At 61.1% G+C, this 23,568-nt stretch carries 24 protein-coding genes; 15 read left to right on the top strand and 9 right to left on the bottom strand.

The window, feature by feature from the left end:
* Positions 1-38: 38 nt before the first annotated feature.
* From H2510_RS03395 to secA, 3 genes are all read left to right on the top strand, one after another.
* Entirely contained in the window at positions 39-779 is a 741-nt protein-coding gene (locus H2510_RS03395; RefSeq protein ID WP_186626899.1) for a ComF family protein, read from the top strand.
* Positions 780-1,001: 222 nt separating this feature from the next.
* Positions 1,002-1,670: a ribosome hibernation-promoting factor, HPF/YfiA family gene (gene hpf, locus H2510_RS03390; protein WP_186626898.1), complete on the top strand. Its 669-nt coding sequence runs from the start codon at positions 1,002-1,004 to the stop codon at positions 1,668-1,670.
* A gap of 273 nt (positions 1,671-1,943) precedes the next feature.
* Positions 1,944-4,880 (top strand): preprotein translocase subunit SecA, encoded by a 2,937-nt coding sequence (gene secA, locus H2510_RS03385; RefSeq protein ID WP_186626897.1) that lies wholly within the window; start codon positions 1,944-1,946, stop codon positions 4,878-4,880.
* A gap of 25 nt (positions 4,881-4,905) precedes the next feature.
* Here secA and H2510_RS03380 read toward each other — a convergent pair whose 3' ends face one another.
* Positions 4,906-5,478: an Rv3235 family protein gene (locus H2510_RS03380; protein WP_186626896.1), complete on the bottom strand. Its 573-nt coding sequence runs from the start codon at positions 5,476-5,478 to the stop codon at positions 4,906-4,908.
* Between the two features lie 206 nt (positions 5,479-5,684).
* On the opposite strand from H2510_RS03380, the gene H2510_RS03375 reads away from it, so the two are divergent.
* From H2510_RS03375 to H2510_RS03355, 5 genes are all read left to right on the top strand, one after another.
* On the top strand, positions 5,685-7,136 hold the full coding sequence (locus H2510_RS03375; RefSeq protein WP_186626895.1) for a wax ester/triacylglycerol synthase family O-acyltransferase: 1,452 nt from the start codon (positions 5,685-5,687) through the stop codon (positions 7,134-7,136).
* Between the two features lie 11 nt (positions 7,137-7,147).
* Positions 7,148-7,672, top strand: a complete 525-nt coding sequence (locus H2510_RS03370; RefSeq protein ID WP_186626894.1) for a DUF6912 family protein — start codon at positions 7,148-7,150, stop codon at positions 7,670-7,672.
* A gap of 98 nt (positions 7,673-7,770) precedes the next feature.
* Complete coding sequence (locus H2510_RS03365) at positions 7,771-8,886, top strand: ferredoxin reductase (protein ID WP_186626893.1); 1,116 nt, start codon at positions 7,771-7,773, stop codon at positions 8,884-8,886.
* A gap of 132 nt (positions 8,887-9,018) precedes the next feature.
* On the top strand, positions 9,019-10,302 hold the full coding sequence (locus tag H2510_RS03360; protein WP_088944410.1) for an acyl-CoA desaturase: 1,284 nt from the start codon (positions 9,019-9,021) through the stop codon (positions 10,300-10,302).
* A 120-nt stretch (positions 10,303-10,422) separates the two neighbouring features.
* Positions 10,423-11,667, top strand: coding sequence for a fatty acid desaturase (locus H2510_RS03355; RefSeq protein ID WP_186626892.1), 1,245 nt, complete (start codon positions 10,423-10,425; stop codon positions 11,665-11,667).
* Positions 11,668-11,710: 43 nt separating this feature from the next.
* Here H2510_RS03355 and rsgA read toward each other — a convergent pair whose 3' ends face one another.
* Genes rsgA through ybaK form a run of 3 tightly spaced genes read right to left on the bottom strand, consistent with a single transcriptional unit; the run spans position 11,711 to position 14,529 of the window.
* Positions 11,711-12,703 (bottom strand): ribosome small subunit-dependent GTPase A, encoded by a 993-nt coding sequence (gene rsgA / locus H2510_RS03350; RefSeq protein WP_176224898.1) that lies wholly within the window; start codon positions 12,701-12,703, stop codon positions 11,711-11,713.
* The gene (gene aroA, locus H2510_RS03345) at positions 12,700-14,028 is read right to left on the bottom strand and encodes a 3-phosphoshikimate 1-carboxyvinyltransferase (RefSeq protein ID WP_186626891.1); all 1,329 of its coding nucleotides are present in this window, start codon (positions 14,026-14,028) and stop codon (positions 12,700-12,702) included. The genes rsgA and aroA overlap by 4 nt, the downstream gene beginning before the upstream one ends.
* Before the next feature lie 6 nt (positions 14,029-14,034).
* Positions 14,035-14,529 carry a Cys-tRNA(Pro) deacylase gene (gene ybaK / locus H2510_RS03340; protein WP_186626890.1) on the bottom strand — a complete coding sequence of 165 codons (495 nt, stop codon included), beginning with the start codon at positions 14,527-14,529 and terminating at the stop codon, positions 14,035-14,037.
* 207 nt (positions 14,530-14,736) lie between these two features.
* On the opposite strand from ybaK, the gene H2510_RS03335 reads away from it, so the two are divergent.
* Both H2510_RS03335 and rsrA read left to right on the top strand, forming a co-directional pair.
* A complete protein-coding gene (locus H2510_RS03335; RefSeq protein WP_186626889.1) occupies positions 14,737-15,396 on the top strand; it encodes a sigma-70 family RNA polymerase sigma factor in 660 nt (219 codons plus the stop codon).
* Positions 15,393-15,695 carry a mycothiol system anti-sigma-R factor gene (gene rsrA / locus H2510_RS03330; protein ID WP_186626888.1) on the top strand — a complete coding sequence of 101 codons (303 nt, stop codon included), beginning with the start codon at positions 15,393-15,395 and terminating at the stop codon, positions 15,693-15,695. Before H2510_RS03335 ends, rsrA begins: the two co-directional genes overlap by 4 nt.
* A gap of 91 nt (positions 15,696-15,786) precedes the next feature.
* Here the strand turns inward: rsrA and H2510_RS21180 are convergent, their stop codons facing one another.
* A complete protein-coding gene (locus H2510_RS21180) occupies positions 15,787-15,861 on the bottom strand; it encodes a 50S ribosomal protein bL37 (protein WP_099052202.1) in 75 nt (24 codons plus the stop codon).
* Positions 15,862-15,978: 117 nt separating this feature from the next.
* On the opposite strand from H2510_RS21180, the gene H2510_RS03325 reads away from it, so the two are divergent.
* Positions 15,979-16,194, top strand: a complete 216-nt coding sequence (locus H2510_RS03325; protein ID WP_084346870.1) for a biotin/lipoyl-binding carrier protein — start codon at positions 15,979-15,981, stop codon at positions 16,192-16,194.
* 18 nt (positions 16,195-16,212) lie between these two features.
* Complete coding sequence (locus H2510_RS03320) at positions 16,213-17,691, top strand: sensor histidine kinase (RefSeq protein WP_186626887.1); 1,479 nt, start codon at positions 16,213-16,215, stop codon at positions 17,689-17,691.
* A 75-nt stretch (positions 17,692-17,766) separates the two neighbouring features.
* Here the strand turns inward: H2510_RS03320 and H2510_RS03315 are convergent, their stop codons facing one another.
* Positions 17,767-18,021, bottom strand: a complete 255-nt coding sequence (locus tag H2510_RS03315) for a WhiB family transcriptional regulator (RefSeq protein ID WP_084346872.1) — start codon at positions 18,019-18,021, stop codon at positions 17,767-17,769.
* A 311-nt stretch (positions 18,022-18,332) separates the two neighbouring features.
* On the bottom strand, positions 18,333-19,289 hold the full coding sequence (locus H2510_RS03310) for a diacylglycerol kinase family protein (protein WP_186626886.1): 957 nt from the start codon (positions 19,287-19,289) through the stop codon (positions 18,333-18,335).
* 46 nt (positions 19,290-19,335) lie between these two features.
* On the opposite strand from H2510_RS03310, the gene H2510_RS03305 reads away from it, so the two are divergent.
* Positions 19,336-19,758: a hypothetical protein gene (locus tag H2510_RS03305; RefSeq protein WP_186626885.1), complete on the top strand. Its 423-nt coding sequence runs from the start codon at positions 19,336-19,338 to the stop codon at positions 19,756-19,758.
* Positions 19,759-19,797: 39 nt separating this feature from the next.
* Here H2510_RS03305 and H2510_RS03300 read toward each other — a convergent pair whose 3' ends face one another.
* Together H2510_RS03300 and H2510_RS03295 are read right to left on the bottom strand one after the other, a co-directional pair.
* Positions 19,798-20,283 carry a GNAT family N-acetyltransferase gene (locus H2510_RS03300; RefSeq protein ID WP_186627158.1) on the bottom strand — a complete coding sequence of 162 codons (486 nt, stop codon included), beginning with the start codon at positions 20,281-20,283 and terminating at the stop codon, positions 19,798-19,800.
* Positions 20,284-20,288: 5 nt separating this feature from the next.
* Entirely contained in the window at positions 20,289-20,915 is a 627-nt protein-coding gene (locus H2510_RS03295; RefSeq protein ID WP_186626884.1) for an acid phosphatase, read from the bottom strand.
* 252 nt (positions 20,916-21,167) lie between these two features.
* On the opposite strand from H2510_RS03295, the gene H2510_RS03290 reads away from it, so the two are divergent.
* Both H2510_RS03290 and H2510_RS03285 read left to right on the top strand, forming a co-directional pair.
* The gene (locus H2510_RS03290) at positions 21,168-22,649 is read left to right on the top strand and encodes a DHA2 family efflux MFS transporter permease subunit (RefSeq protein WP_186626883.1); all 1,482 of its coding nucleotides are present in this window, start codon (positions 21,168-21,170) and stop codon (positions 22,647-22,649) included.
* A 114-nt stretch (positions 22,650-22,763) separates the two neighbouring features.
* Positions 22,764-23,564: a ParA family protein gene (locus tag H2510_RS03285; protein ID WP_186626882.1), complete on the top strand. Its 801-nt coding sequence runs from the start codon at positions 22,764-22,766 to the stop codon at positions 23,562-23,564.
* Positions 23,565-23,568 lie beyond the last annotated feature (4 nt).

Below are 23,568 nucleotides of genomic sequence, written 5' to 3'. Positions count from 1 at the left end.
GGTAAAAAGTGTCGTACCCGGATGCTGTGATTCGCCGTATGAACGCAACTGTTCGGACGTTGCTCGACCTGGCACTCCCTCGTGAGTGTGGGGGCTGCGGTGCCGTGGCAACCCTGTGGTGTCCTCGGTGCGAGGATACTGTGTGCTCCGCCGTCGAGCGGGTATCGCCTCGCGTCGACCCAGGAGTGCCGTGCTGGGCGCTCGGGCCGTACTCCGGTGCCCGCCGAAGCGCGGTCCTCGAACTGAAGGAACGGAACCGGCACGACGTGGCCGTCCCGCTCGGACGGGCCCTTGCCCACGCAATCGAGCAACTTCGAGTACTCGGTGAGATCGATCCGCCCGAGCTTTCTCGTCTGGTGCTCGTGCCTGCGCCCACTCGAGCGCGGGCAGCGCGAGTGCGAGGTGGTGATCATGTGGAGCGCTGTGTCAGAGCGACCGCGGCCGAGCTAGGGCAAGAAGTCGTGCGGATACCGTCGGTATTACGGATGCGCAGGGGAGTGCGAGATTCGGTCGGGCTCAGTGCGTCCGAGCGGCAGGCGAACGTGGAGGGTCGCATCGAGTTGATACTCTCGCGCAGCGCAACATCTGCAGGTCGTCGATATCGCAGACGCACCGAAGTCGGCGATGTTGCTGCGCGCGTGGGAATTCCGCGTGAAAGAACTGTCCTTCTCGTAGACGACGTACTCACCACCGGTGCGACGGCGACCGAATCAGTAAGTGTCCTAAAGAATTCGGGAGTGCGTGTTGATGGGGTATTGGTGGTTGCAGCAGTTCGGTAGGGTGCCTCGATAGTGCACTCCGGACACGCAGACGTACCAATTTCGAGTGAAGAGTGGCACACGAGCGGATGACAGACTAACGTCGCGGACATGACCTCGATATGTTTTTCGAGGTCTCGTAGTGGAGGTGATGCAACCGCACGTGATGCCGGTTGGTTCCCCATTCGGCATGAACATTTGCCGCACTGCGAAAAGCGGTGCAGCCTATATCGGGAGGTACGAGTGACGACCCCTTCACAAGCTTCTGTTTTCTTCGACGAGAAGCCTTCGGACGAGTCCACCAAGACCAGTGCCGACGTTGTGGTCAAGGGCCGCAATGTCGAGATCCCAGACCACTTCCGGGTGTACGTCTCCGAGAAACTAGCCCGACTCGAGCGCTTCGACCCTTCCATCTATCTCTTCGACGTCGAACTGCAGCACGAGCGCAACCGTCGACAAGCCAAAGCATGTCAGCGCGTGGAAATTACCGCAAAGGGCAAAGGCCCGGTTGTTCGAGCAGAAGCTACTGCCGACAGCTTCTATGCGGCGCTCGAGTCCGTCACATCCAAACTGGAAGCACGCCTACGTCGGACCAAGGATCGCCGCAAGGTCCATTACGGTGACAAGACTCCGGTGTCGGTCGCCGAGGCTACGGCGGAGTTGGCTGAGGACGACAGTCTGGCGCTGAATCCGGATATCAAGCTGGATTCGTTCGAGGACGAGGCTACGGGACCCGGACAGATCGTCCGAACCAAAGTCCACTCCGCTTCACCGATGAGCGTGGACGACGCTCTCTACGAGATGGAATTGGTCGGTCACGACTTCTACCTCTTCCACGACAGCGACTCCGACCGCCCGTCCGTCGTCTATCGACGGCACGCATTCGACTACGGCCTGATCAGACTCACCTGATCTGGCCTACGAACTAGGTCCGACGTGCATTTCGAGTCACGTCAGTGGGCCCGACCAGGGGTTCGACCCCAGGTCGGGCCCACCGACGTGTGGTGGGCCTACAAAGCACTCAGCATCAGCGCCTACCATGGACGGGTCGGTCCGCTGCCGGCATGAGACTTTCATGTGAGTGCAGCGCAACCGGCGCTGCCGTAACGCCCCGCTACGACGTAATGACCAGTCGATATCTTGCTAGCCGATATCCGTAACCGAGGATCGAGGACGAGAAAGCCCGTGCCTTCGCTGTCGTTTTCCAAGCTGCTCCGTGTTGGTGAAGGTCGCATGGTCAAGCGGCTCAAGAACATCGCAGACCATGTGTCCACCCTGTCTCCGGACGTCGAGCGGCTGTCCGACGTAGAACTGCATGGCAAGACCGCAGAGTTCAAGAATCGATTCGCGTCCGGTGAATCTCTGGACGAGCTGCTGCCCGAGGCCTTCGCCGTCGCCAGAGAAGCGTCGTCCAGAGTGCTGTCGCAGCGACATTTCGACGTCCAGGTGATGGGCGGCGCAGCTCTGCATTTCGGGAACATCGCCGAGATGAAGACAGGCGAGGGCAAGACTCTCACCTGTGTTCTGCCTGCATATCTCAATGCGATCTCCGGCAACGGAGTGCACGTGGTGACGGTCAACGACTACCTGGCCAGGCGAGATTCGGAATGGATGGGCCGAGTCCACCGCTTCCTCGGCCTCGAGGTCGACGTCATTCTCTCGGGAATGACTCCGACCGAGCGGCGTGCGGCCTATTCGGCCGACATCACCTACGGAACGAACAACGAATTCGGATTCGACTACCTCCGCGACAACATGACGCACTCCCTCGACGATCTGGTGCAGCGGGGTCACAACTTCGCTGTCGTCGACGAGGTCGATTCGATCCTCATCGACGAGGCGCGCACGCCGCTGATCATCTCGGGTCCGGCCGACGCGTCGTCGAAGTGGTACGGGGAATTCGCCCGAATCGTGCCGATGATGAAGATCGACGTGCACTACGAGGTCGACATCCGTAAGCGCACAATCGGTGTCCACGAGGCGGGTGTCGAATTCGTCGAAGACCAACTCGGCATCGACAATCTGTACGAGGCCGCGAATTCGCCGCTGGTGAACTACCTCAACAACGCGATCAAGGCGAAAGAGCTCTACACCAAGGACAAGGACTACATCGTCCGCGACGGCGAGGTCATCATCGTCGATGAGTTCACCGGCCGCATCCTCGTGGGGCGTCGTTACAACGAGGGCATGCACCAGGCCATCGAGGCGAAGGAAAAGGTCGAGATCAAGGCCGAGAATCAGACTCTCGCCACGATCACGCTGCAGAACTATTTCCGGCTGTACGACACTTTGTCCGGCATGACCGGTACTGCCCAGACCGAAGCGGCTGAGCTTCATCAGATCTACGGCTTGGGAGTCATTCCGATCCCGACCAACCGACCGATGGTTCGCGTCGACAACGGCGACCTCATCTACAAGACCGAAGAGGCGAAGTTCGATGCGGTGGTCGCTGACGTCGTCGCACGACACGCCAAGGGGCAGCCGGTTCTGATCGGAACGACGAGTGTCGAGCGCTCGGAGTACTTGTCCAAGCAGTTCACCAAGCAAGGCGTAGTGCACAGCGTGCTCAACGCGAAGTTCCACGAGCAGGAAGCCACCATCGTGGCCGAGGCCGGCATGCTCGGTGCGGTCACTGTGGCGACCAACATGGCAGGACGTGGCACCGACGTCGTTCTGGGTGGCAACCCGGACATCATCACCGATCTGCAACTGCGTAAGCAGGGTCTGGACCCAGTGGAGACGCCCGACGCATATCAAGATGCATGGGAGCTTGCCCTGGAGACAGTGAAAGCCCAGGTGAAAGCCGACGCAGCGACCGTGCGTGATGCCGGCGGACTGTACGTCCTCGGTACCGAGCGGCACGACTCGCGCCGGATCGACAACCAGCTTCGTGGTCGTTCCGGTCGTCAGGGTGACCCAGGGGAGTCCCGCTTCTATCTGTCACTCGGTGACGAGTTGATGCGTCGATTCAACGGTGGCGCCCTCGAATCGATCATGACGCGTCTGAACCTGCCCGACGACGTGCCGATCGAGGCCAAAATGGTCTCCAAGGCCATCAAGAGTGCGCAGACCCAGGTCGAGCAGCAGAACTTCGAGATCCGCAAGAACGTCCTCAAGTACGACGAGGTCATGAACCAGCAGCGCACCGTCATCTACGAGGAGCGGCGCCGCATCCTCAAGGGCGCGGACATGGAAGGCCAGGTCGAGGGGATGATCACCGATGTGATCACCGCCTATGTCACCGGGGCTACTGCTGACGGGTACGTCGAGGATTGGGATCTCGAGCAGTTGTGGACGGCATTGAAGACCTTGTATCCGGTTGGTCTGGACTACAAGGAGCTCTCGCAGGAGAACGAGTTCGGCGAAAAGGGCGATCTGAGCCGCGAGGAACTTCTCGAGGCATTGCTCGCCGACGCTCGGGCCGCGTACGCGACGCGCGAGAAGAACATCGAAGAGATCGCGGGCGAGAACGGAATGCGTGAGCTGGAGCGTCGAGTGCTGCTCTCGGTACTCGATCGAAAGTGGCGTGAGCACCTCTACGAGATGGACTACCTCAAGGAAGGCATCGGCCTGCGCGCGATGGCGCAGCGCGATCCTCTGGTTGAGTACCAGCGCGAGGGATACGACATGTTCCAGGGAATGCTGGAAGGGTTGAAAGAGGAATCCGTCGGGTTCTTGTTCAACCTGCAGGTCGAGGCGACCCCCGCCCCCGCAGGTCCCGCGGTAGGGGCAGGCTTGGCAGTCGCGCCGGGTCTGGCGTCTCCGATCGGTACGGCCAGAGCATCGATGCAGAAGTCGACAGCTGCCCAAAAGACACCTACTCAGAAACCGCTGCCGACACAGGACCAGCTCGCACAGCCGGCGCAGAGTGCGGGCGCGGCACCGAGCGCGCTTCGCGCAAAGGGCCTCGACGAGCGCCCCAGTGGGCGGTTGACGTTCTCCGGTCCGGACGAAGACGGTGGTACCGAGGTACGGCGTTCCGAGGGTGGGTCCGGGCAACGCGGATCAGCGACTGCAGGAACCCCGGTCACCCCTGAGGGGACGCGCCGAGAGCGACGCGAGGCAGCTCGTGAGCAGTCGAAAACCTCCAACAAGTCCGGTAGATCCAAGAAGAAGCGCTGAGAACCTGCCGTCGTTCTGGTAATCCTCAACGGATCCTGACCGAGGTGACCGTCCAGCCCGAGTGTCGCGCAGTCTTTCGATACTCGAGGCGGGCGGCCACCGCAAAGATGCGTGGTCCGCGGGCATAGGTGCCGAACACCTCCGCGGAGTTCTTCGCACATCGGCTCACATGCACCCGTCGGAGTGACGCGGCGCCGAGACTCTGGCCGGGTGGCTGCGAATTCACAAGGGTTTTCAGCGACTCGACAACAGTGGGGGTGAACAAGGCGCCCAGCCTGGCGGTTGTTCGGCGTCTGTCGAGAACCTCCAGGATCAGCCGTAACGCGTGTTCCGCCCCCCGCTGTGCGTCGTCGGAAGCCTGACGCTCGGCTGGGGTTACTGCATTCGATCCAGGCGTGCCCCCGTGAGCGTGGTTGCCGAGACTTCGCTGGAAGGGGCGACGTCGACGGTCCGACTGACTTCGGGCGTGCACGTGTGCGAGATGGTGGTCGAGACGATTCTTGGCGTGTACGGCGGCATTTCCAGACGCTGTCGGTGGCTCGAAAGGTCGGGCGTGCGAAAGGAATGTATGACGGTTCGACACGGGTGGGTTGTCCATTCTTTGCATCCCTTACGTCGCGGTGTATGCATCCTCTAGTGAATGAGACGGAACCGGAGGCCGTACGGTTCCACTGTTGTCTTTCGTGCAGCCGGTAGAAATGGCTGTAGCGTTTTGCTTCATCCAAGTTCGATCGGCATGGTCGGTTCGAGCGTCGGGCAGAACTAGCCGGTACCGGCGAACGGAAACGGGGAGCAGGATTCGCGATGGCGACAAGGCTGACTACGCAGGATGCGTCTTTCTACTTTCTCGAGGCCAGCAGCACGCCCATGCATTTGGGATCGTTGGCGACCTTCCGCACACCGCGCAGCGGTTTCAGTTATGAGAGTTTGCTCGAGCTTGTCGAAGAGCGTCTGGTTCTCGTGCCCCGCTATCGGCAGAAGGTTCGCGAGGTCGCATTCGGGCTGGCGCGCCCGGTATGGATCGACGATCCGGACTTCGACATCACCTACCACATTCGTCGGTCTGCATTGCCGAAACCGGGTTCCGATGATCAGCTTCACGATTTGATCGCCCGGCTCACCTCCAGACCCCTGGACCGAACACGTCCACTATGGGAGATGTATCTCGTAGAGGGGTTGTCCAAAAACAGGTTCGCCATCTTCACCAAATCGCATTCTGCGCTCGTGGACGGAGAGATGGCACTCGAGCTCGGTCAAGTCATCCTCGACGCGAGCAAAAGCCCCCCTGTCATGGCCGATGAACTGTGGATGCCGGCGCGTGAGCCCAAGGACACGACACTCGTCCTCGATGCGATCACCGAGATGATCGTTCGCCCCAGCGAAGGCGTCGAAGCCGTCCGAGGTGCGTTCCGCAGCATCACCGACGTGGCGAGCGAGGCCGTTGCCGCGACGGGCAAAGTGTTTTCCGCCGTGCGCACGGCGGCACAGGTCGCTCCCTCCAGCCCGCTGAATACTCCGATATCTCGAAATCGTCGCTTTGCGGTTGCGAAGACAGAACTGTCCGATTATCGAAAAATCCACACCCGATTCGGTTGCTCGATCAACGATGTCGTGCTCGCTGTGGTGACGGGTGCATTGCGCAACTGGCTTCTCTCGCGCGGCGAACCGGTGACCGAGTCGTCGACGGTTCGGGCATTGGTGCCGATGTCGGTGTACGTCTCGAACGAAGGGGCAGGACCCGTCGAGCACGCAGCCAGGCTGACCGGTGAGCCCGAAGCCGAGGTGCCGCGCAGTGAAGTGTCATCGTTTCTCGTGGACCTGCCCGTAGGTGAGCCCAATGCGGTCGTCCGGCTGTCGCATATTTCTCATGCGACCGAAGCTCATGCGCGACAGTCACCCGGAGTGACGGCTCAAACTTTGATGCGAATTTCAGGATTTGCTCCGGCCAGCTTGCATGCCATGGGCGCGCGAGCTGGTAGTCGGCTTTCGAAGCGATTGTTCAACCTGATCATCACCAACGCTCCGGGACCGCAGTTTCCACTGTATGTCGGTGGGGCGCGCATGCTGGAGATGTACCCGGTGTCGCCACTGTTCGAGAATCAGGCCCTCAGTATCGGTCTGACGTCGTACGACGGCTCTGTGTACTTCGGGTTGAACGCCGATCGGGGTGCGATGCCCGACGTCGATGTGGTGACAGCACTGCTACTCGAGTCTCTGGAAGAGCTGATCGATGCCAGCAACGAGTCGAGAGTGTAAGGAGTTCAACTGTGAGGGTTTACATACCGGCGACGGTCGCGATGCTGAGGACGCTGGTGGAAGACGGTGAATTCCATCCGGTGAGCCGGACCGCATTCGCGGTGACGCCGTCCCTACGAGAGGCGTACTCCTCGGGGGACGACGAGGAGTTGGCCGAGGTAGCAATGAACGAGGCCGCCAGGGCGTCGTTGCGGCTCATCGCCGCAGGCATCGAGGACGAGACGGATGCCGGGGTAGTGGACGGGGGAGTGGTGCATCGACGTGCGGTCATTGCCGCGGACGTCGAGGACCCGACGCTTCGTCCCGATCTCGACGACGCGGTCGTTCGGTTGAAGAACCCGTTGCGCATGGACGAGGTGGCGTCGGTTCACCTCGATCTGGAGGGCGCGGAGGATGCGGTCGGAAAAGCTGTTGCGGTAGTCGACGCGGCCGACGTCGGTGATCCCGACGCAGAGTTCGTGCTCGGCGATGCCGAGGACCACATTTTGGCGTGGTACGCGACGCAGGAATTGCCGTTCTTGCTCGCGTTGCTGTGACGGCGGTGTAACCCACATCGCTTTTGCGTTTCGTCAACCTACGGTAGCGTAACTTACAGCAACGTACCGTTGCCTCGAGCGAGGGGATGACCAACCGGATGGACCTCAAGAAGTGGCTGGAAGCACCTGCTGCGGACGTATCTGCGCCCAAGCGGCCCAAGCTGAACATGCTGCGCGGAGCGTTCACCAGGATTACGACCCCTCTGCTTCCCGACGACTACCTGCACCTCGCCAATCCGTTGTGGTCGGCGAGAGAGCTGCGCGGACGCGTCGTCGAGGTCAAGCAGGAGACTGCAACCGCGGTGACGCTGGTCATTCAACCGGGGTGGGGTTTCAATTTCGATTACAAGCCCGGCCAGTACATCGGTATCGGTCTTCATCTCCGCGGTAGGTGGCATTGGCGTTCGTACTCGCTGACGTCACCACCGAACTGGGACGAAAAGCGTATTTCGATCACGGTGAAGGCGATGCCCGAGGGTTTCCTCTCCAGCCATCTGGTCGGTGGAGTTCCACAGGGCACCATCGTTCGACTGGCTGCGCCGAAGGGAAATTTTGCGCTTCCGACGCCGCCTCCGGAGAAAATTCTGTTTATTACTGCCGGTAGTGGCATCACGCCGGTGATTTCGATGCTGCGAGCGCTGGACCGTCATGGAGAATTGTCGGACACCGTGCACATTCACTCGGCACCCACTGAGGACGAAGTCATGTTCGCGGGCGAGCTCTCTGCACTTGCCGAGGCGCATCCGCAATTTCATTCGCATATTCAGCTGACACGGTCCGATGGCAAGTTCGCACTCGCCTCGCTCGACGAGCTGTACCCGGACTGGCGTACCCGTGAGACATGGGCGTGTGGTCCCGCTTCGCTCCTCGAAGAGATCGAGCGCGTGTGGAAACACGAAGGGTTGGAAGACAAGCTTCACCTCGAGAGATTCGAAATTTCGCGAGCCGATACTTCCGGTAAGGGCGGAACGGTGACGTTCGCGAAGTCTGATCGTTCCACTGAGGTCGATGGCGCGACCAGTCTGCTCGAGGCAGGCGAAAATGTCGGTGTACAGATGCCTTTCGGATGCCGGATGGGGATTTGTCAGACCTGCGTGGTTCCGCTTACTGCAGGCCATGTCATCGATCTCCGCTCAGGCAAACAGCACGGTGAAGGTGATCGAATTCAGACGTGTATCTCGGCCGCGGCCGGCGACTGCACTCTCGACCTGTAAACACCTGTGCGCTGCGGGGGAGCACACCTACCTCTCAGTATCTTCGGTTATTATTTGGTTAGGCGCCCCGTCGCCTAACAGACATTCGGGCTAAGCCATCAGCGCTAGGCCCAGGACCCATGGAGGACCACGATGGCCATTTCGGACATCAAGGAGTTTGCTCACCTGACCGAAGCCGATATGGAAGCCTTCGGGCGCGAACTCGACGCGGTACGACGTGATATCGAGGACAGCCGAGGCGCCAAAGATGCCGCCTACATCCGCCGGACCATCCGCGTTCAGCGCAGTTTGGAGCTCGGAGCCCGAGTTGTGCTGCTGGGCAGCAAGTATCGACCCGCTTGGCTAGCAGGAACGGCGATGCTCACCGTTGCGAAGATCATCGAGAACATGGAGCTCGGGCACAATGTGATGCACGGGCAGTGGGATTGGATGAACGATCCGGAGATTCACTCCACCTCGTGGGAGTGGGATCAGACGGGGCCGTCGGAGCAGTGGAAGCGAGCGCACAACTACTCGCATCACACGTATACGAACATCGTTGGAATGGATGACGACATCGGTTTCGGCATTCTCCGTATGACTCGTGACGAGCCATGGAAGCCGATCAATTTGATCCAGCCCTTGGCCAATGTCTTGCTTGCCATGACCTTCGAGTGGGGCATCGCCCTGCATGATCTCGATGCGAAGAAGGACCTCGACGGCGAGGCAAATCTGCCCTTCTGGAAGTCTGCTTCCAACCGGCAATTCGGCCGCAAGATCGCACGTCAGGTCGGCAAGGACTTCGTGCTCTTCCCCGCGCTGTCCGGCCCCGCGTGGAAGTCGACTCTGACTGCCAATGCGACGGCGAACCTCGTGCGCAACCTGTGGACGTACGTAGTGATTTTTTGCGGACATTTCCCCGATGGCGCCGAGAAGTTCACCATCGGCCAGTTCGAGAACGAGACTCGCGCCGAGTGGTACATGCGACAGATGCTGGGAAGTGCGAACTTCGAGGCGGGTAAGGTCATGGCCTTCATGTCGGGCAACCTCTGCTACCAGATCGAGCACCACATGTTTCCCGACCTTCCCAGCAACCGGTACGCGGAGATATCCGAACGCGTGCATGCGCTCTGCGAGAAATATGACCTTCCGTACACGACAGGCTCGCTGGGAAAGCAATACCTGTTGGCACTTCGTACCATCCACAAGCTTTCGCTTCCGGACTCCTGGTTGCGGGCTACCTCGGACAATGCGCCTGAAACCAGCTCTGAGCGACGTTTCCGCACGGGTGAGGTTCCGACCGTCCACGCGCTCCGAATCGATCCGATGACCGGAGAGCGGCGAGGACTTCGTTCGGCTATCGCCGAAGCCCGGGTCACCCTTCGGAACGCAAAGAAGGAAGCCAAGCGGCAGGCGAAGGCACTGCGCCGCGCGTAGGCGCGAGTGAATTCACTCACACCTACGCGTGCGTAACCTACGCAACCGTAAGTTGCGGTACGGTCGTTGCAAGAACGTGTACGAAGTGCACCTCGACGACTGCCAGGAGGGCCGTATCCTATGGCGATTTCGGAAATCAAAGAATACGCACATCTGACCGACGCCGACGTGGAAGCGCTCGGAATCGAACTCGACGCGATTCGTCGAGACATCGAGTCTTCGCGGGGTGAACGTGATGCGAAATACATTCGCAATACGATTCGCTTCCAGCGCGCACTCGAAATCGGTGGTCGTGCAACCCTTTTCGCGAGTCGTAAGCGTCCCGCCTGGTTGCTCGGCGCGGGACTGCTCGGCGCCGCGAAGATCATCGAGAACATGGAGCTCGGGCACAATGTGATGCACGGGCAATGGGATTGGATGAACGATCCGGAGATTCACTCCACTTCGTGGGAGTGGGACAACACCGGGCCGTCCGCGCATTGGAAGCAGACCCACAACTACATCCATCACAAGTACACCAACATCCTCGGTATGGACGACGACGTCGGTTACGGGTTGCTGCGGGTGACTCGCGATCAGCGCTGGAAGCCGTTCAATCTCGGTAACCCGGTGTTCAACCTGCTGCTGCAGCTGTTCTTCGAGTACGGCGTCGCAGCCCAGCACCTCGAACTGGGCAAGGTTGCCAAGGGGCGTATTCCGCGCGAGGAGTTCGTTCAGAAGCGCCGCGAGGTTCTCGAGAAGGTCGGCCGGCAGGTCGTCAAGGACTACGTGGTGTACCCGGCTCTGACCGGTCCCGCGTGGAAGTCGACGATGACGGCGAATCTCCTCGCGAACATGATTCGCAACGTGTGGACGAACACCGTCATCTTCTGTGGTCACTTTCCCGACGGCGCCGAGAAGTTCACCAAGTCCGACATGGAGGGCGAGACTCAGGGGCAGTGGTACCTGCGTCAGATGCTCGGCAGTGCGAATTTCGATGCGGGCCCCGTCATGGAGTTCATGAGCGGAAATCTCTGCTATCAGATCGAACACCACCTGTTCCCGGATCTTCCCAGTAATCGTTTGCGGGAGATCAAGGTTCGCGTTGTGCAGCTCGCCGAGAAATACGATTTGCCGTACACCACCGGATCGATCGGCAAGCAGTATCTGTTGTCGTGGCGAACAATCGCCAAACTCTCGCTGCCGAACAAGTACCTTCGGGCTACCGCGGACGATGCGCCGGAGACAGCATCCGAACGTAAGTTCGCCAATGAGCCTGCGGGTCTGCTGACCATCGATCCCGAGACCGGGAAGCGGCGTGGCCTTGCGACGGCGATTCGTGAAGCCAGGAAGTCCCGCGGACTGTTTGGGCGAAAAGCAAAGTGAAGTAATACTTTTCGGTTCGATACCACGAACGACGTCTGGTGATCTACTGCCAGGCGTCGTTCGTGCGTACGGCCTCGAGAAGACCGCGAACGGCGCGGACGCGACGGGCTGCGTCACCGGTCAAATCATCGAGCGCACATTCGGGATCAGCGGGCGGTCCTAGATGGGTGCACCCTCGCGAGCACTCCTCGATCGCGTCGGCCAGGTCGGAGAAGGCAGCCACGACGTCGTGCGGTGAGATATGCGCGAGGCCGAAGGATCTGATGCCCGGTGTGTCGACGACCCACCCGCCGCTGGGCAAGGGCAATGCCACCGACTGCGTCGACGTGTGACGTCCCTTGCCTACGCCCGATACGACGCCGACGGCGCGATGCGCGTCGGGGACGAGTCGATTGACGAGGGTGGACTTTCCGACTCCCGAGTGCCCGATCAGTGCGGTCAGTTTGCCCCGCAACGTGGCCGTCAGTTCGGTGAGGTCCTCGCTTTGGCCGGCGAGAACCACCGGCACGTCCAAATCGGCGAAAGATGCGGTGAAGTCGGTCGGATCCGCGAGGTCGCTCTTCGTCAGGCACAGAATCGGTGACAGACCGCCGACGTAGGCGGCGACCAGTGCGCGCTCGACGAAGCCGGTACGCGGCGGCGGATCGGCCAACGCAGCGACGATGAGTAGTTGCTCGGCGTTGGCGACGACGACGCGTTCGAAGGGATCGGTGTCATCGGCTGTACGGCGGAGCACCGTGCGACGCTCGGCCACGCGGACGATACGAGCGAGGGTATCGACCTTGCCGGTCAGATCTCCGACGATGTCGACGTCGTCTCCGACGACGATCGGTGTCCGGCCCAGTTCACGTGCGCGCATGGTGACAACGGGCCGGTTCGGGTCACCTCCCAGAACGCATCCCCACCTGCCTCTATCGACTGCGACGACCATGGCCGATTCAGCATCGGCATGTTCGGGCCGGGTCTTGGTCCGAGGTCGCGAGCTCTTTCCTGGACGTATGCGCACGTCCGATTCGTCGTACCGGCGCGGCGTCAGGACATGTTCCCGTCGGTCTCGAGGTGCGACGGTGAACCGGCGAGCATGTTGGACCAGAGGGTCTCGAACCCGGGCAATGTCTTTGCCGTGGTGCCGATGTCGTCTACCTGCACTCCGGGTACGCGGAGTCCGAGTATTGCGCCCGCCGTCGCCATTCGATGATCGGCGTATGCGTGCCACAGTCCGGAACCGAGGGGAACCGGCGTGATCTCGAGACCGTCAGCGGTTTCGACGGCTTTTCCGCCGAGCCTGCCGATTTCAGTGGCCAGTGCTTTCAGTCGATCGGTTTCATGGCCGCGCAGATGTGCGATCCCGCGAAGCCAGGACGGTCCATCGGCGAGCGCTGCCAGTGCTGCCACTGTCGGGGTGAGCTCGCCTACCTCGTGTAGGTCGATATCGATGCCGTGCAGCACGTCCGGTCCTGATACGACGAGGGTGCCGTCGGTGAGTTCGACCTCGGCGCCCATGGACCGAAGGATCTCGCGGATCGCATCGCCCGGTTGCGTCGTTGCGGCCGGCCACTGGGGTACGCGCACTTCACCGCCGGTGACCGCAGCTGCGGCTAGAAACGGGGTCGCGTTCGACAGATCCGGTTCGATGACCCAGTGCACCGGGGCAACCGGCCCTGGGTGGACACGCCAGGTATCGGCGTCGCCGCTGTCCTGGGGGGTGTCCACTCGGACCCCGGCCTGCCTGAGCATGTGCACCGTCATCTCGATGTGTGGCATCGACGGCACCGGCTTGCCTACGTGATGAATGGTGATGCCGTCGTCGAATGCTGCGGCGGACAGCATGAGCCCGGACACGAACTGTGAGGATCCGGATGCGTCGATGTCGACGGCGCCGCCACTCAGGCGCCCAGTGCCTGTCACGCTGAACGGGAGGGAGCTACCGTCGACTTGCGCGCCGACCGACCGTAAGGCCCCCAGAATAGTATCCAGAGGCCGCGAACGCGCTTGCTCGTCGCCGTCGAAGAAGACTGCACCGTAGGCGAGCGTGGCGAGCGGTGGAACGAACCGCATGACGGTTCCGGCGAGACCACACTCGATCGAACAACCGTGGAGTGGGCCGGGAATGATGTGCAGCTCGGTCGGATCGTCTTCATCGATGTCGATCCGTACCCCGAGATCACGCAGAGCGGCGATCATCAGATCGGTGTCTCGGCTCCGCAATGTTCCCGACACCGTGGACGGGCCGGTCGCAAGAGCAGAAATGATCAGTGCTCGGTTCGTCATGGACTTGGATCCGGGCAGGATCACCGTTGCATGTACGGGCTCTGTGGTCGACGGCGCTGTCCAGGTGCTCACTCCTTCATCTTTGCGCATCGACGTTCACTCCGTCGCGATGGGAGCCGTGACCGCCTTGCAGAGCCGAACCAGTTCGCGGGGATCGAGCTCGATTTCCAGTCCGCGCCTACCTCCACTACACAGCACCCGGTCCCACCAGAGTGCCGAGTCGTCGACGATGGTGGCCAACGCCCGCCGTTGCCCCAGTGGTGATATCCCGCCGAGCACGTACCCTGTCGATCGCTCTGCCTGAGCCCGATCGGCCATGGTCACTTTACGAGTGCCGAGAGCAGCCGCCGCATCCTTGAGGGACAGCGTCGTGGTGACGGGTAGTACTGCAACCGCGAGCGTGCGGTCGGCGCACTCGACCACGAGGGTCTTGAAAATCTGGCCACGCGCCAGTCCGAGTCGCGTGGTCAGAATGTCTGCGGCTTCGGTCCCGTACGAGGAGGAGTTCGGGTCGTGCTCGTAACTGTGCAGTCGGTGATGCACTTTCGCCTGGGCCAGCACCGTGACGGCAGGAGTTGGGGCGGCGCGCATGCGCGCAACCCTATCGACGTTGTAGTCGAACTGGGCTCGAGGGAACACGTGGCGTCGCGTCGGTGTTGAACCCGCAAGAATCTCTAGCTGGGAAGGAAGGGATCTGCTGTGACGGTTTCGACAACAGAGCGCCCCTCGCGCACACCTGTCGGTAACGAAGCGATCTACGTTTTGGGGCTGCCCTCGCCCGCGGTAGCCTGGTCGAACATGGCTACCGAAGGGATCAGCGTGGAGGAAGTCGAGCCGAAAGCTCAGGCGACAGCTGAATCGGCGACCGAGCTGACCGAGCGTTTCGAACGTGACGCGCTCCCGATGCTGGATCAGCTGTACGGTGCAGCACTGCGAATGACCCGCAATCCTGCCGATGCGGAGGATCTGGTTCAAGAAACGTACGTCAAGGCGTACACGGCGTTCAGGTCGTTCCGTGAGGGTACGAATCTCAAGGCATGGCTGTATCGCATCCTGACCAATACCTACATCAACTCTTATCGCAAGAAGCAACGCCAGCCGGCTCAATACCCGACCGACGAGATCACGGATTGGCAGTTGGCCGCTACCGCTGAGCACTCGTCCATCGGTTTGCGTTCCGCCGAGGTGGAAGCGCTGGACACACTTCCCGATGACGACATAAAGGCCGCGTTGCAATCTCTGCCCGAGGACTTCCGAATGGCTGTGTACTACGCAGACGTGGAAGGTTTTCCCTACAAGGAGATCGCCGAGATCATGGGAACGCCGATCGGAACGGTTATGTCGCGTTTACATCGTGGTCGTAAGCAACTGAGGGGCCTGCTCGCTGGTGTGGCCCGTGAGCGTGGATTCAACCGCAACGGCGCTGTCGATGCGTACGAGCAGGAGGTGTCGAAGTGACGTCCGAGGCAACTCCCGACGATGCGGGGCAAAGCGAGTTCGACAATCTCGACTGCTCGGCGGTGATCGCCGATGTATGGCTGATGCTCGACGACGAGTGCGACGACGCCAGCCGGCAGCGTCTACAGAAGCACATAGACGATTGCGGGTCGTGCTTCGCGGCCTACGGTATCGAGGAGAAGGTCAAGAACCTGATCAGTCGTAAGTGTGGTGGAGATCAAGCCCCGAGTGGTCTGCGCGAGCGCCTCAGCATCGAGATCCGGAGAACGGTCCTGATTCGGCAGACCGAATTCGACTGAGACATTCAGGACTACGTTGGTTCGATAGAAACAGAAAAAGGCCAGGGAGCGTTTCAAGCTCCCTGGCCTTTCTCGGTTCTCGGTCCGAGCGTCAGCTGTTCGGACGCTTGCCGTGATTTGCCTTGTTGTTCTTGCGACTGCGCTTCTTACGCCCACGCTTACCCATGTGTAGCTCCTCTCGTATGTTCACTACAGTCTTTCACGTGTGATTGGCTGTCCTTCTACGGGTGCCTGATGAGTTCGCGGTGCTTGTGGTGTGGATCACTGAGCGAGAGGAAAATTCATGGCCGAAGACGTGCGGGCAGAGATGGTGTCGACTGTCTTCGAGATCGTTGTAGCAGAGGGGGACACAGTCGCTCACGGCGACACTCTCGTGGTTCTCGAATCGATGAAGATGGAGATTCCGGTGCTGGCCGAAATTGCGGGCACCGTAACCAAAATCGACGTGAAAGTCGGTGATGTCATCAAACAAGGTGATCTCATCGCAGTGGTGTCCTGAGCCCAGTCGCCGTCCACCGTGTCGACTCTCAGTGACCTTCTTGCCGAGCACACCGATCTTCCCGGGGATGCCGTCGATCATTTGCAGCGAGTGGTCGGGGAGTGGCAGCTTCTGGCCGACCTGTCCTTTGCCGATCTGCTGCTGTGGGTCGGCACCGGCAACGCGGCCGATCGCCCCGATGCCGAAGTGCTCTGCGTTGCCCAGTGCAGGCCGACAACGGCTTCCACCGCCTTCACCGAGGACATGGTGGGGTCGATCGTGTCGGAGTCGCAACACCCGACCGTGATCGACTCGTTGGTCACCCGCGACATCGTCCGCGGCGGTGCTTCCGGTACCGAAAGCGTGCCGGTGAGGTGTGGCGACCACGTCATCGCCGTCCTCACTCGCGATATCAACCCCGCCCAGCAGCGGCCACCCAGTGCACTGGAGAGCGCGTACCGAGAATGTGCCGATGACCTCTGCCGGATGATCAGTGAAGGAACGTTTCCGACGCCGGCCGAACGTACCGACGTGAACTCGTCCCCGCGTGCAGGTGACGGCTTCATTCGGCTCGACACCGATGGGCGGGTTGTCTATGCCAGCCCCAACGCACTGTCGGCGTATCACCGGATGGGATTGGCGACCGAGCTTTCGGGACGGGATCTTGCCTCGGTGACGCGTTCCTTGATCACCGACCCGTTCGATTCCCAGGAGGTGGCCGACCACATTGCGGCCTCCACTTCGGGAGATGCGGGTCATCGCATGGAAGTCGATGCGCGCGGCGCGACTGTCCTGATTCGAACCCTTCCGCTCCGACCTCGTGGTGAATTCGTCGGCGCAATAGTGCTGGTGCGCGACGTCACCGAAGTCAAACGCCGCGATCGTGCTCTGCTGAGCAAAGATGCGACCATCCGCGAGATTCACCATCGGGTGAAGAACAACTTGCAGACTGTCGCTGCACTGTTACGGCTGCAGTCCAGACGGCTGGAGAACGAAGAGGCGCGTATCGCGCTGTCGGAATCGGTGCGCAGGGTGACCTCGATCGCACTGGTTCACGAAATGCTCTCGATGTCGGTGGACGAGGAAGTCGACCTCGACGAGATAGTCGACCGGTTGGTGCCCATCATGTTGGACATTGCGACAGTCAATCCGCGCGTTCGCGTCGTGCGGGAGGGCGCGCTGGGGGTCTTTTCCGCCGAACGTGCAACGCCGCTGGTCATGGTGCTCGCAGAGTTGGTCCAGAATGCCATGGAGCACGGTTTCGTGGCGAGTACCGATGGAGTGGTCCGCATCACGGCAGACCGATCGGCGCGGTGGCTCGACGTCGTTGTCCACGACGACGGTCCAGGCCTGCCTCCTGGCTTCTCTCTGGAGAAGTCCGAGGGACTAGGGCTGCAAATCGTGCGGACGCTCGTCTCGGCGGAGCTGGGTGGGTCGCTGGGGCTGCATCGCGCCGCAGGTGGCGGAACCGACGCCTCGCTTCGCGTGCCATTGGGCAGACGCGGTCCGAGGATCTGATTCGAGCGTGTTCGCGCAGAAAAAAACTCGGTCCGATGCGGACCGAGTTATTTTCTGCTCTTGTTCCTGGGAACGTTAGACGGAGCTACGTGCTCGCGTACGAGCGTTACGACGCTTGAGTGCGCGACGCTCGTCTTCGCTCATACCGCCCCACACGCCCGCATCCTGGCCGGACTCGAGAGCCCATGACAGGCACTCAGCCGTGACAGGGCATCGCGTGCAGACGACTTTGGCATCGGCGATTTGTGCGAGTGCCGGGCCACTGTTTCCCACGGGGAAAAATAGTTCCGGGTCTTCGTCGCGACAAATAGCGTTGTGGCGCCAGTCCATCCTCTGCTCCTTACCGGGCGCCGAAGCACCGTTTTCCGTTTCATTGATGTTCGCGAGTGCGTAACCAATGTTTCCGCTCTGTTGCTTGTGAATGCTTTCACGAACTCAGGGGAAGTCAATAGATTGCCGCGTGACCGTGGTCAAGCTCACTCTGTTAGGGTGCTTCAAGCCTCCTGCGCTCCTTTGTACCCCTCATGGCGAATTCTCGCTATACACCATAGTCGCTGCCGTGGTAAATGCGGCGGAAAACAGGCTGGACGAGTCTGGCCGGACGAGGGTGAAGCTGGCTTCTCCACCCGTCAGCGCGGGGGTCATTCCGACGGCGGGGCTATGACTTCCAGTGCAGACGGAGTTGCGAAGAATTCGGCTTCGGTGCGCTCCCCGAGGTAGTCGCCGTCCATCTGCAGGCCGATCGGTTCGGTCGAGGTAATCTTGATTCGAGGCACGTCGTCGATGCGAAAGAGATTGCGAGACTTGGGTTCTGCCCCGGGAGACAGAAGTTGTCGCGACACCAGAAGGCTCGGCACCACCTTGGTCGTCCGCATGGCGAACAACCCGAGTCCGGTATCGAACGTGGTCCCGGGATTGGTGTGAACCGGCCTGGCATTGAGATAGGTCCACGGACTCGAATTGGAGACGAACGCGTAATGCACGCCGGTGATCGGGTCGTGGCCCGGCACCTCGACTGTCAACATCGGCTCGTGACGTTTGTGCCGAAAGAACTCACGGACGGCCGCCCGAACATAGCGAGTGGCGGAAACCTGGCGTCCGTCCTTGCGGCTCGCGTCGATCGCACGACATACGTCGGCATCGAGTCCGAGGCCGGCATTGAATGTGAACCATCGGTTGTCGCAGTGAGCGAGGCCGATCGTCCGCCTCGACCGCGACGCGAGAAGCTCGATGAGCTGATTCGTGGCAGCCACCGGGTCGGGTTCGATTCCTAGGGAGCGGGCGAAGACATTGGCACTGCCTCCAGGTACCACGGCCAAAGCCGGGATGGCCCCGATCGTCACTGATCGCATCGACGTCGGAAGCGGAACACCGAGAAGCCCGTTGATGACCTCGTTCACCGTGCCGTCACCACCGTGGACGATGACCAGACCCATACCGTCCTCCCGAGCTTCGCGTGCCAGTTCGGCCGCGTGATCTCGGTGCGTGGTGTGGGCGACCGTGACGCGAACGCGGCTCGACAGCGCGTGCGCCAACAGGTCACGGGCAGCAGGAGTGGTCGATGTCGCATTGGGGTTGACGATCAGAAGCGCGCGCACGGGGCATCAGCCTAGCGGTCCGACGGCGGTGTTCTAGGCTGGCCGGGTGTCAACGCCTTCGCAGCCACTGGTGCCGCCTTCGACCTTCCGGTCCGCCGGGGTGCTCGTCGCCCTCCAAGGGCTTGTGGCGTCGGTCGTTGCCGTAGTTCTACTTGTCCGCGCTGTCGGCGGCGTCGAGGATTCCGCCGCGAACGGCTACGGAACCGCCGGATGGTTCGCAGTGGTCGGACTGGCCGTCGGAGCTGCGGGTGGGGCACTGGTGGCGGGTAAGCGTTGGGCGCGAGCCATCGCGCTGGTCGTACAGTTCCTCCTGTTGCCGGTCGTCTGGTCGCTGCTCACCGACTCGCATCAGCCGCTGTACGGTGCGTTGCTCGGACTGGTGGTGATCGCGATCCTGGTGCTGCTTTTCAGCCCGCCGTCGTCGAGATGGATGGCCGCCGAGTACGGGGACGTCGACGAAGAGATGTAGACGACGGCACTCTGCTGTGCATTCGGTAGGCCCGCCCGACTACTCGCTCGAGCTGGGCGTATTCGCGAGGGCAGCCAGTGCATCACCGGTCATCCGGAACGTCGTCCACTCGTCCTGAGCGAGAGCGCCGAGTGAACGGTAGAAGCCGATCGACGGGGTGTTCCAATCGAGCACCCACCAGCTCAACCGGGTGTACCCCTTCTCGATGCACTCCGTGGCCAGTGCAGCGAGTAGGGCTCTGCCATGGCCCGCTCCGCGAAATGCGGGTTTGACATAGAGGTCTTCGAGATAGATGCCGTTGACGCCATCCCAGGTGGAGAAGTTCAGGAACCACAGAGCCACTCCCACGATCTCGCCATCGTTTTCGGCGACGTGGGCGAACACCGAAGGTGCTGGGCCGAATAGAGCGGCAGCGATCTGCTCGGGTTTCACCGTGCAGTGTTCGAGCGATTCCTCGTAGTCGGCCAGTTCGTACACGAGCCCGGTGATGGCTTCCACATCGTTCTCGTTCGCTCGTCGGATCATGCTGCTCACCGCTTCTTTCTCCCGGTTCGCACCGACGGATTGATGTTGTGGACGACGAGCTGTCGATACGAATGATCGAAGCCCAGCACCGAGTACGCCGCAGGAGCCATTGCGAAGCGTTTCCCCTCGGCGACAGGCAGTTCTAACCATCGAGTGAGCAAAGCCCGCGAAAAATGGCCATGTCCGACGAGGACGACGTCGCGTTCGACCATGACCGGCAGTACGACGGAAAGCACGAGATCGGCACGGGAGCCGAAATCGTCGATCGACTCACCGTTCGGGCACGGGTGCGTCCACACGGTCCAGTGCGGCACGGTTGTGTGTATTTCGGGTGAGGTCAGGCCCTCGTAGTCTCCGTAGTCGACTTCGGAGAGCGCGTCCCACTCTCGGTCGACCGTCAGGCCGGCGAGCTGGGCGGTTCGCTGAGCCCGCGCGCGTGGGCTCGACAGGACCAGCGGGTCGCGCAGCTCGAGTTCTACGATGAGTTCGCCTGCAGCAACGGCCTGCTGCTCGCCGACTGCTGTCAGTGGCACGTCCGTGGTTCCGGTGTGCCGGCCACTTGTTGCCCATTCGGTTTCGCCGTGCCGGAGGAGCACGACCCGGCCGGTGGTACCGGAGTTCGAGATCGTCATACCCGCAATGATGCCGTGTCGGGTTTCACAGTCCACACGGTGCATCCGCCGGCAAAACGGATTGAGCGTATTGCGGCGACAGGGAATACTGATCAGACCTTGTTCGTCTGCACGCGTTGCACTTTTCGACCGTGTCGGACGTATCTGCCAAAATCTCGCACCAAGATTCGACGATGCTTTCGTGTGACGCTGCGCGAATCGGCCCGGTGCGAATACAACACAGCGCTCGCCTACTCGAAGGACTCTCGATCTATGACGAAGCCAGGAACATCACCACCGACTCCCGCTGCATCGGAAAAACTCGATTCAGCCGTGTTGAAGGTCGCTGGAGTCGTGGTTCTGGGTGCGATCATGTCGATACTCGACGTCACCGTGGTCAGTGTTGCGCTACCCACGTTCATGGAAGTCTTCGACGCTACCTATGCCACCGTGGCATGGACGATGACGGGCTACACACTCGCGCTCGCCACGGTGATCCCTCTGACGGGCTGGGCCGCAGACCGATTCGGAACCAAGCGCCTCTACATCACCGCATTGATTCTGTTCGTTCTCGGCTCGGTGCTGTGCAGCTTTGCTTGGGACATCACCACGCTCATCGCGTTCCGAGTGCTCCAAGGCCTCGGCGGCGGAATGCTGATGCCGCTCGGCATGACGATCATGACCCGGGCTGCTGGGCCGGAGCGTATCGGCCGCGTGATGGCAGTCCTCGGTGTCCCGATGTTGCTCGGTCCCATCAGTGGTCCCATTCTCGGTGGTTGGTTGATCGAAACAGCAAGCTGGCACTGGATCTTTCTTATCAACGTTCCGATCGGCGCGATAGCACTCGTCGCTGCGATCACAATCTTCCCGAAGGACGATCCGACGCCGTCGGAGTCCTTCGATTTCCTCGGCATGTTGATGCTGTCGCCGGGTCTTGCCCTCTTCTTGTTCGGGGTGTCGTCGATCCCTGAAACGGGAACGATTCTCTCGGCACGGGTGTTGGTGTCGGCGATCGCGGGGCTGATTCTGATCGGCCTGTTCGTGCTTCACGCGCTGCGCACCGAGCATCCCTTGATCGACCTGCGACTGTTTGCAAACAAGCCGCTGACGGTGGCGGTCGTCACGACGACGTTGTTCACGGTGGCATTCATGGGCGCAGGATTGCTCTTTCCGAGCTATTTCCTGCAGATTCGGGGTGAGACCACACTCGCTGCCGGTCTTCTTCTTGCACCTCAAGGCATCGGTGCGATGCTCACCATGCCGCTCGCGGGGACGCTTGCAGACCGGATTGGACCCGGAAAGGTAGTGCTCGTCGGAATGGTGTTCATCTCGGCAGGAATGGCGGTGTTCACGCAGGTCGGACCGGATACCTCGTATGTCCTTCTGTTGGGCGCACTGTTCGTGATGGGCATGGGACTCGGATCCACGATGATGCCGATCATGACTGCCGCGCTGCAGACACTCACCCACCACGAGGTCGCACGTGGGTCGACATTGATGAACATCGTGCAGCAGACAGCGGGGTCCATCGGCACCGCCGTGATGTCCGTGGTGCTGACCAATCAGATCAAGAATGTCGCACAGGCGACGTCCCCGGCCGACGCGCTCGACATCTCCGCGAGCGCTTTCGGTACGACGTTCACGGTCGCGCTCGTTCTCATCTTGCTGACCTTCGTACCGGCGTACTTCCTTCCTCGAAGGAAGTACGAGGCTCGCGGCGATGTGAACACCGAGACTCCAGTCATGCTGCACTGAGATCGTTCCCAATACGGTTGTTTCCCGGGATATGGGCGCATCGGATTCGGTTTCGACGCGCCCACATTCGCATTCGCCTGGCTCTGTCGTGTTTTGTACGCAAGGATCAGCGGTGTGACGACAGTACTGGCAGTGGCCAATCAGAAGGGTGGCGTCGCAAAAACGACGACGGTTGCGTCGCTGGCGGCAGCACTTCACGCGCTCGACCAGCGTGTTCTCGTGGTCGATCTCGATCCGCAGGGGTGCCTGACGTTTTCGTTGGGTCACAACCCCGACAAACTCGATTCATCCGTGCATGAAGTCCTCACCGGCGACAAAAATGTTTCCGACGTGCTCATCGAAACCGACGAGGGCATCATGCTGCTGCCCGCGATGATCGATCTTGCCGGTGCCGAAGCGCTGCTCCTCATGCGTCCGGGACGAGAATATGCCCTCAAGCGAGCGTTGGCGCCGGTGATCGACAATTTCGACGTCGTCATCATCGACTGCCCTCCGTCGCTGGGGGTGTTGACCCTCAACGGCCTCACCGCAGCCCAATCGGTGCTCGTTCCACTGCAATGTGAAACTCTCGCGCATCGTGGTGTCGGACAGTTACTTCGGACCGTCTCGGAGATCCAGCAGATCACCAATCCTGATCTGACTCTGCTCGGTGCTCTGCCGACTCTGTTCGATGCTCGGACCACCCACAGCAGGGATGTGCTCGGCGACGTATCCGATCGTTACGATCTGCCGGTTCTGTCGCCACCGATCCCGCGAACTGTCCGGTTTGCGGAGGCTACGGCTTCAGGGTCGACGGTGCTCTCGGGACGAAAGAGCAAGGGCGCGCAGGCATATCGCGAACTCGCAGCGAATCTCCTAGCACATTGGCAGCATGGGACCGCATTGGCCACTTATTCTCCGAACACACCGGACTGATCGG

The organism is Rhodococcus sp. BP22 (assembly GCF_014281965.1).
Lineage (GTDB): Bacteria > Actinomycetota > Actinomycetes > Mycobacteriales > Mycobacteriaceae > Rhodococcoides.
The sequence above is the reverse complement of the archived record's forward strand: the minus strand, read 5'-3'. Positions and strand labels throughout refer to the sequence as shown.

What these genes read in the sequence shown, in the direction of transcription:
- H2510_RS03290 (WP_186626883.1), top strand. Translation starts at nt 21,168, where the DNA reads ATGACGAAGCCAGGAACATCACCACCGACTCCCGCTGCATCGGAAAAA.
- H2510_RS03395 (WP_186626899.1), top strand. Translation starts at nt 39, where the DNA reads ATGAACGCAACTGTTCGGACGTTGCTCGACCTGGCACTCCCTCGTGAG.
- H2510_RS03295 (WP_186626884.1), bottom strand. Translation starts at nt 20,915, where the DNA reads ATGACGATCTCGAACTCCGGTACCACCGGCCGGGTCGTGCTCCTCCGG.
- H2510_RS03375 (WP_186626895.1), top strand. Translation starts at nt 5,685, where the DNA reads ATGGCGACAAGGCTGACTACGCAGGATGCGTCTTTCTACTTTCTCGAG.
- aroA (WP_186626891.1), bottom strand. Translation starts at nt 14,028, where the DNA reads ATGCGCAAAGATGAAGGAGTGAGCACCTGGACAGCGCCGTCGACCACA.
- H2510_RS03360 (WP_088944410.1), top strand. Translation starts at nt 9,019, where the DNA reads ATGGCCATTTCGGACATCAAGGAGTTTGCTCACCTGACCGAAGCCGAT.
- H2510_RS03325 (WP_084346870.1), top strand. Translation starts at nt 15,979, where the DNA reads ATGGCCGAAGACGTGCGGGCAGAGATGGTGTCGACTGTCTTCGAGATC.
- H2510_RS03365 (WP_186626893.1), top strand. Translation starts at nt 7,771, where the DNA reads ATGGACCTCAAGAAGTGGCTGGAAGCACCTGCTGCGGACGTATCTGCG.
- H2510_RS03300 (WP_186627158.1), bottom strand. Translation starts at nt 20,283, where the DNA reads ATGATCCGACGAGCGAACGAGAACGATGTGGAAGCCATCACCGGGCTC.
- ybaK (WP_186626890.1), bottom strand. Translation starts at nt 14,529, where the DNA reads ATGCGCGCCGCCCCAACTCCTGCCGTCACGGTGCTGGCCCAGGCGAAA.
- H2510_RS03355 (WP_186626892.1), top strand. Translation starts at nt 10,423, where the DNA reads ATGGCGATTTCGGAAATCAAAGAATACGCACATCTGACCGACGCCGAC.
- H2510_RS03380 (WP_186626896.1), bottom strand. Translation starts at nt 5,478, where the DNA reads ATGGACAACCCACCCGTGTCGAACCGTCATACATTCCTTTCGCACGCC.
- H2510_RS03315 (WP_084346872.1), bottom strand. Translation starts at nt 18,021, where the DNA reads ATGGACTGGCGCCACAACGCTATTTGTCGCGACGAAGACCCGGAACTA.
- H2510_RS03335 (WP_186626889.1), top strand. Translation starts at nt 14,737, where the DNA reads ATGGCTACCGAAGGGATCAGCGTGGAGGAAGTCGAGCCGAAAGCTCAG.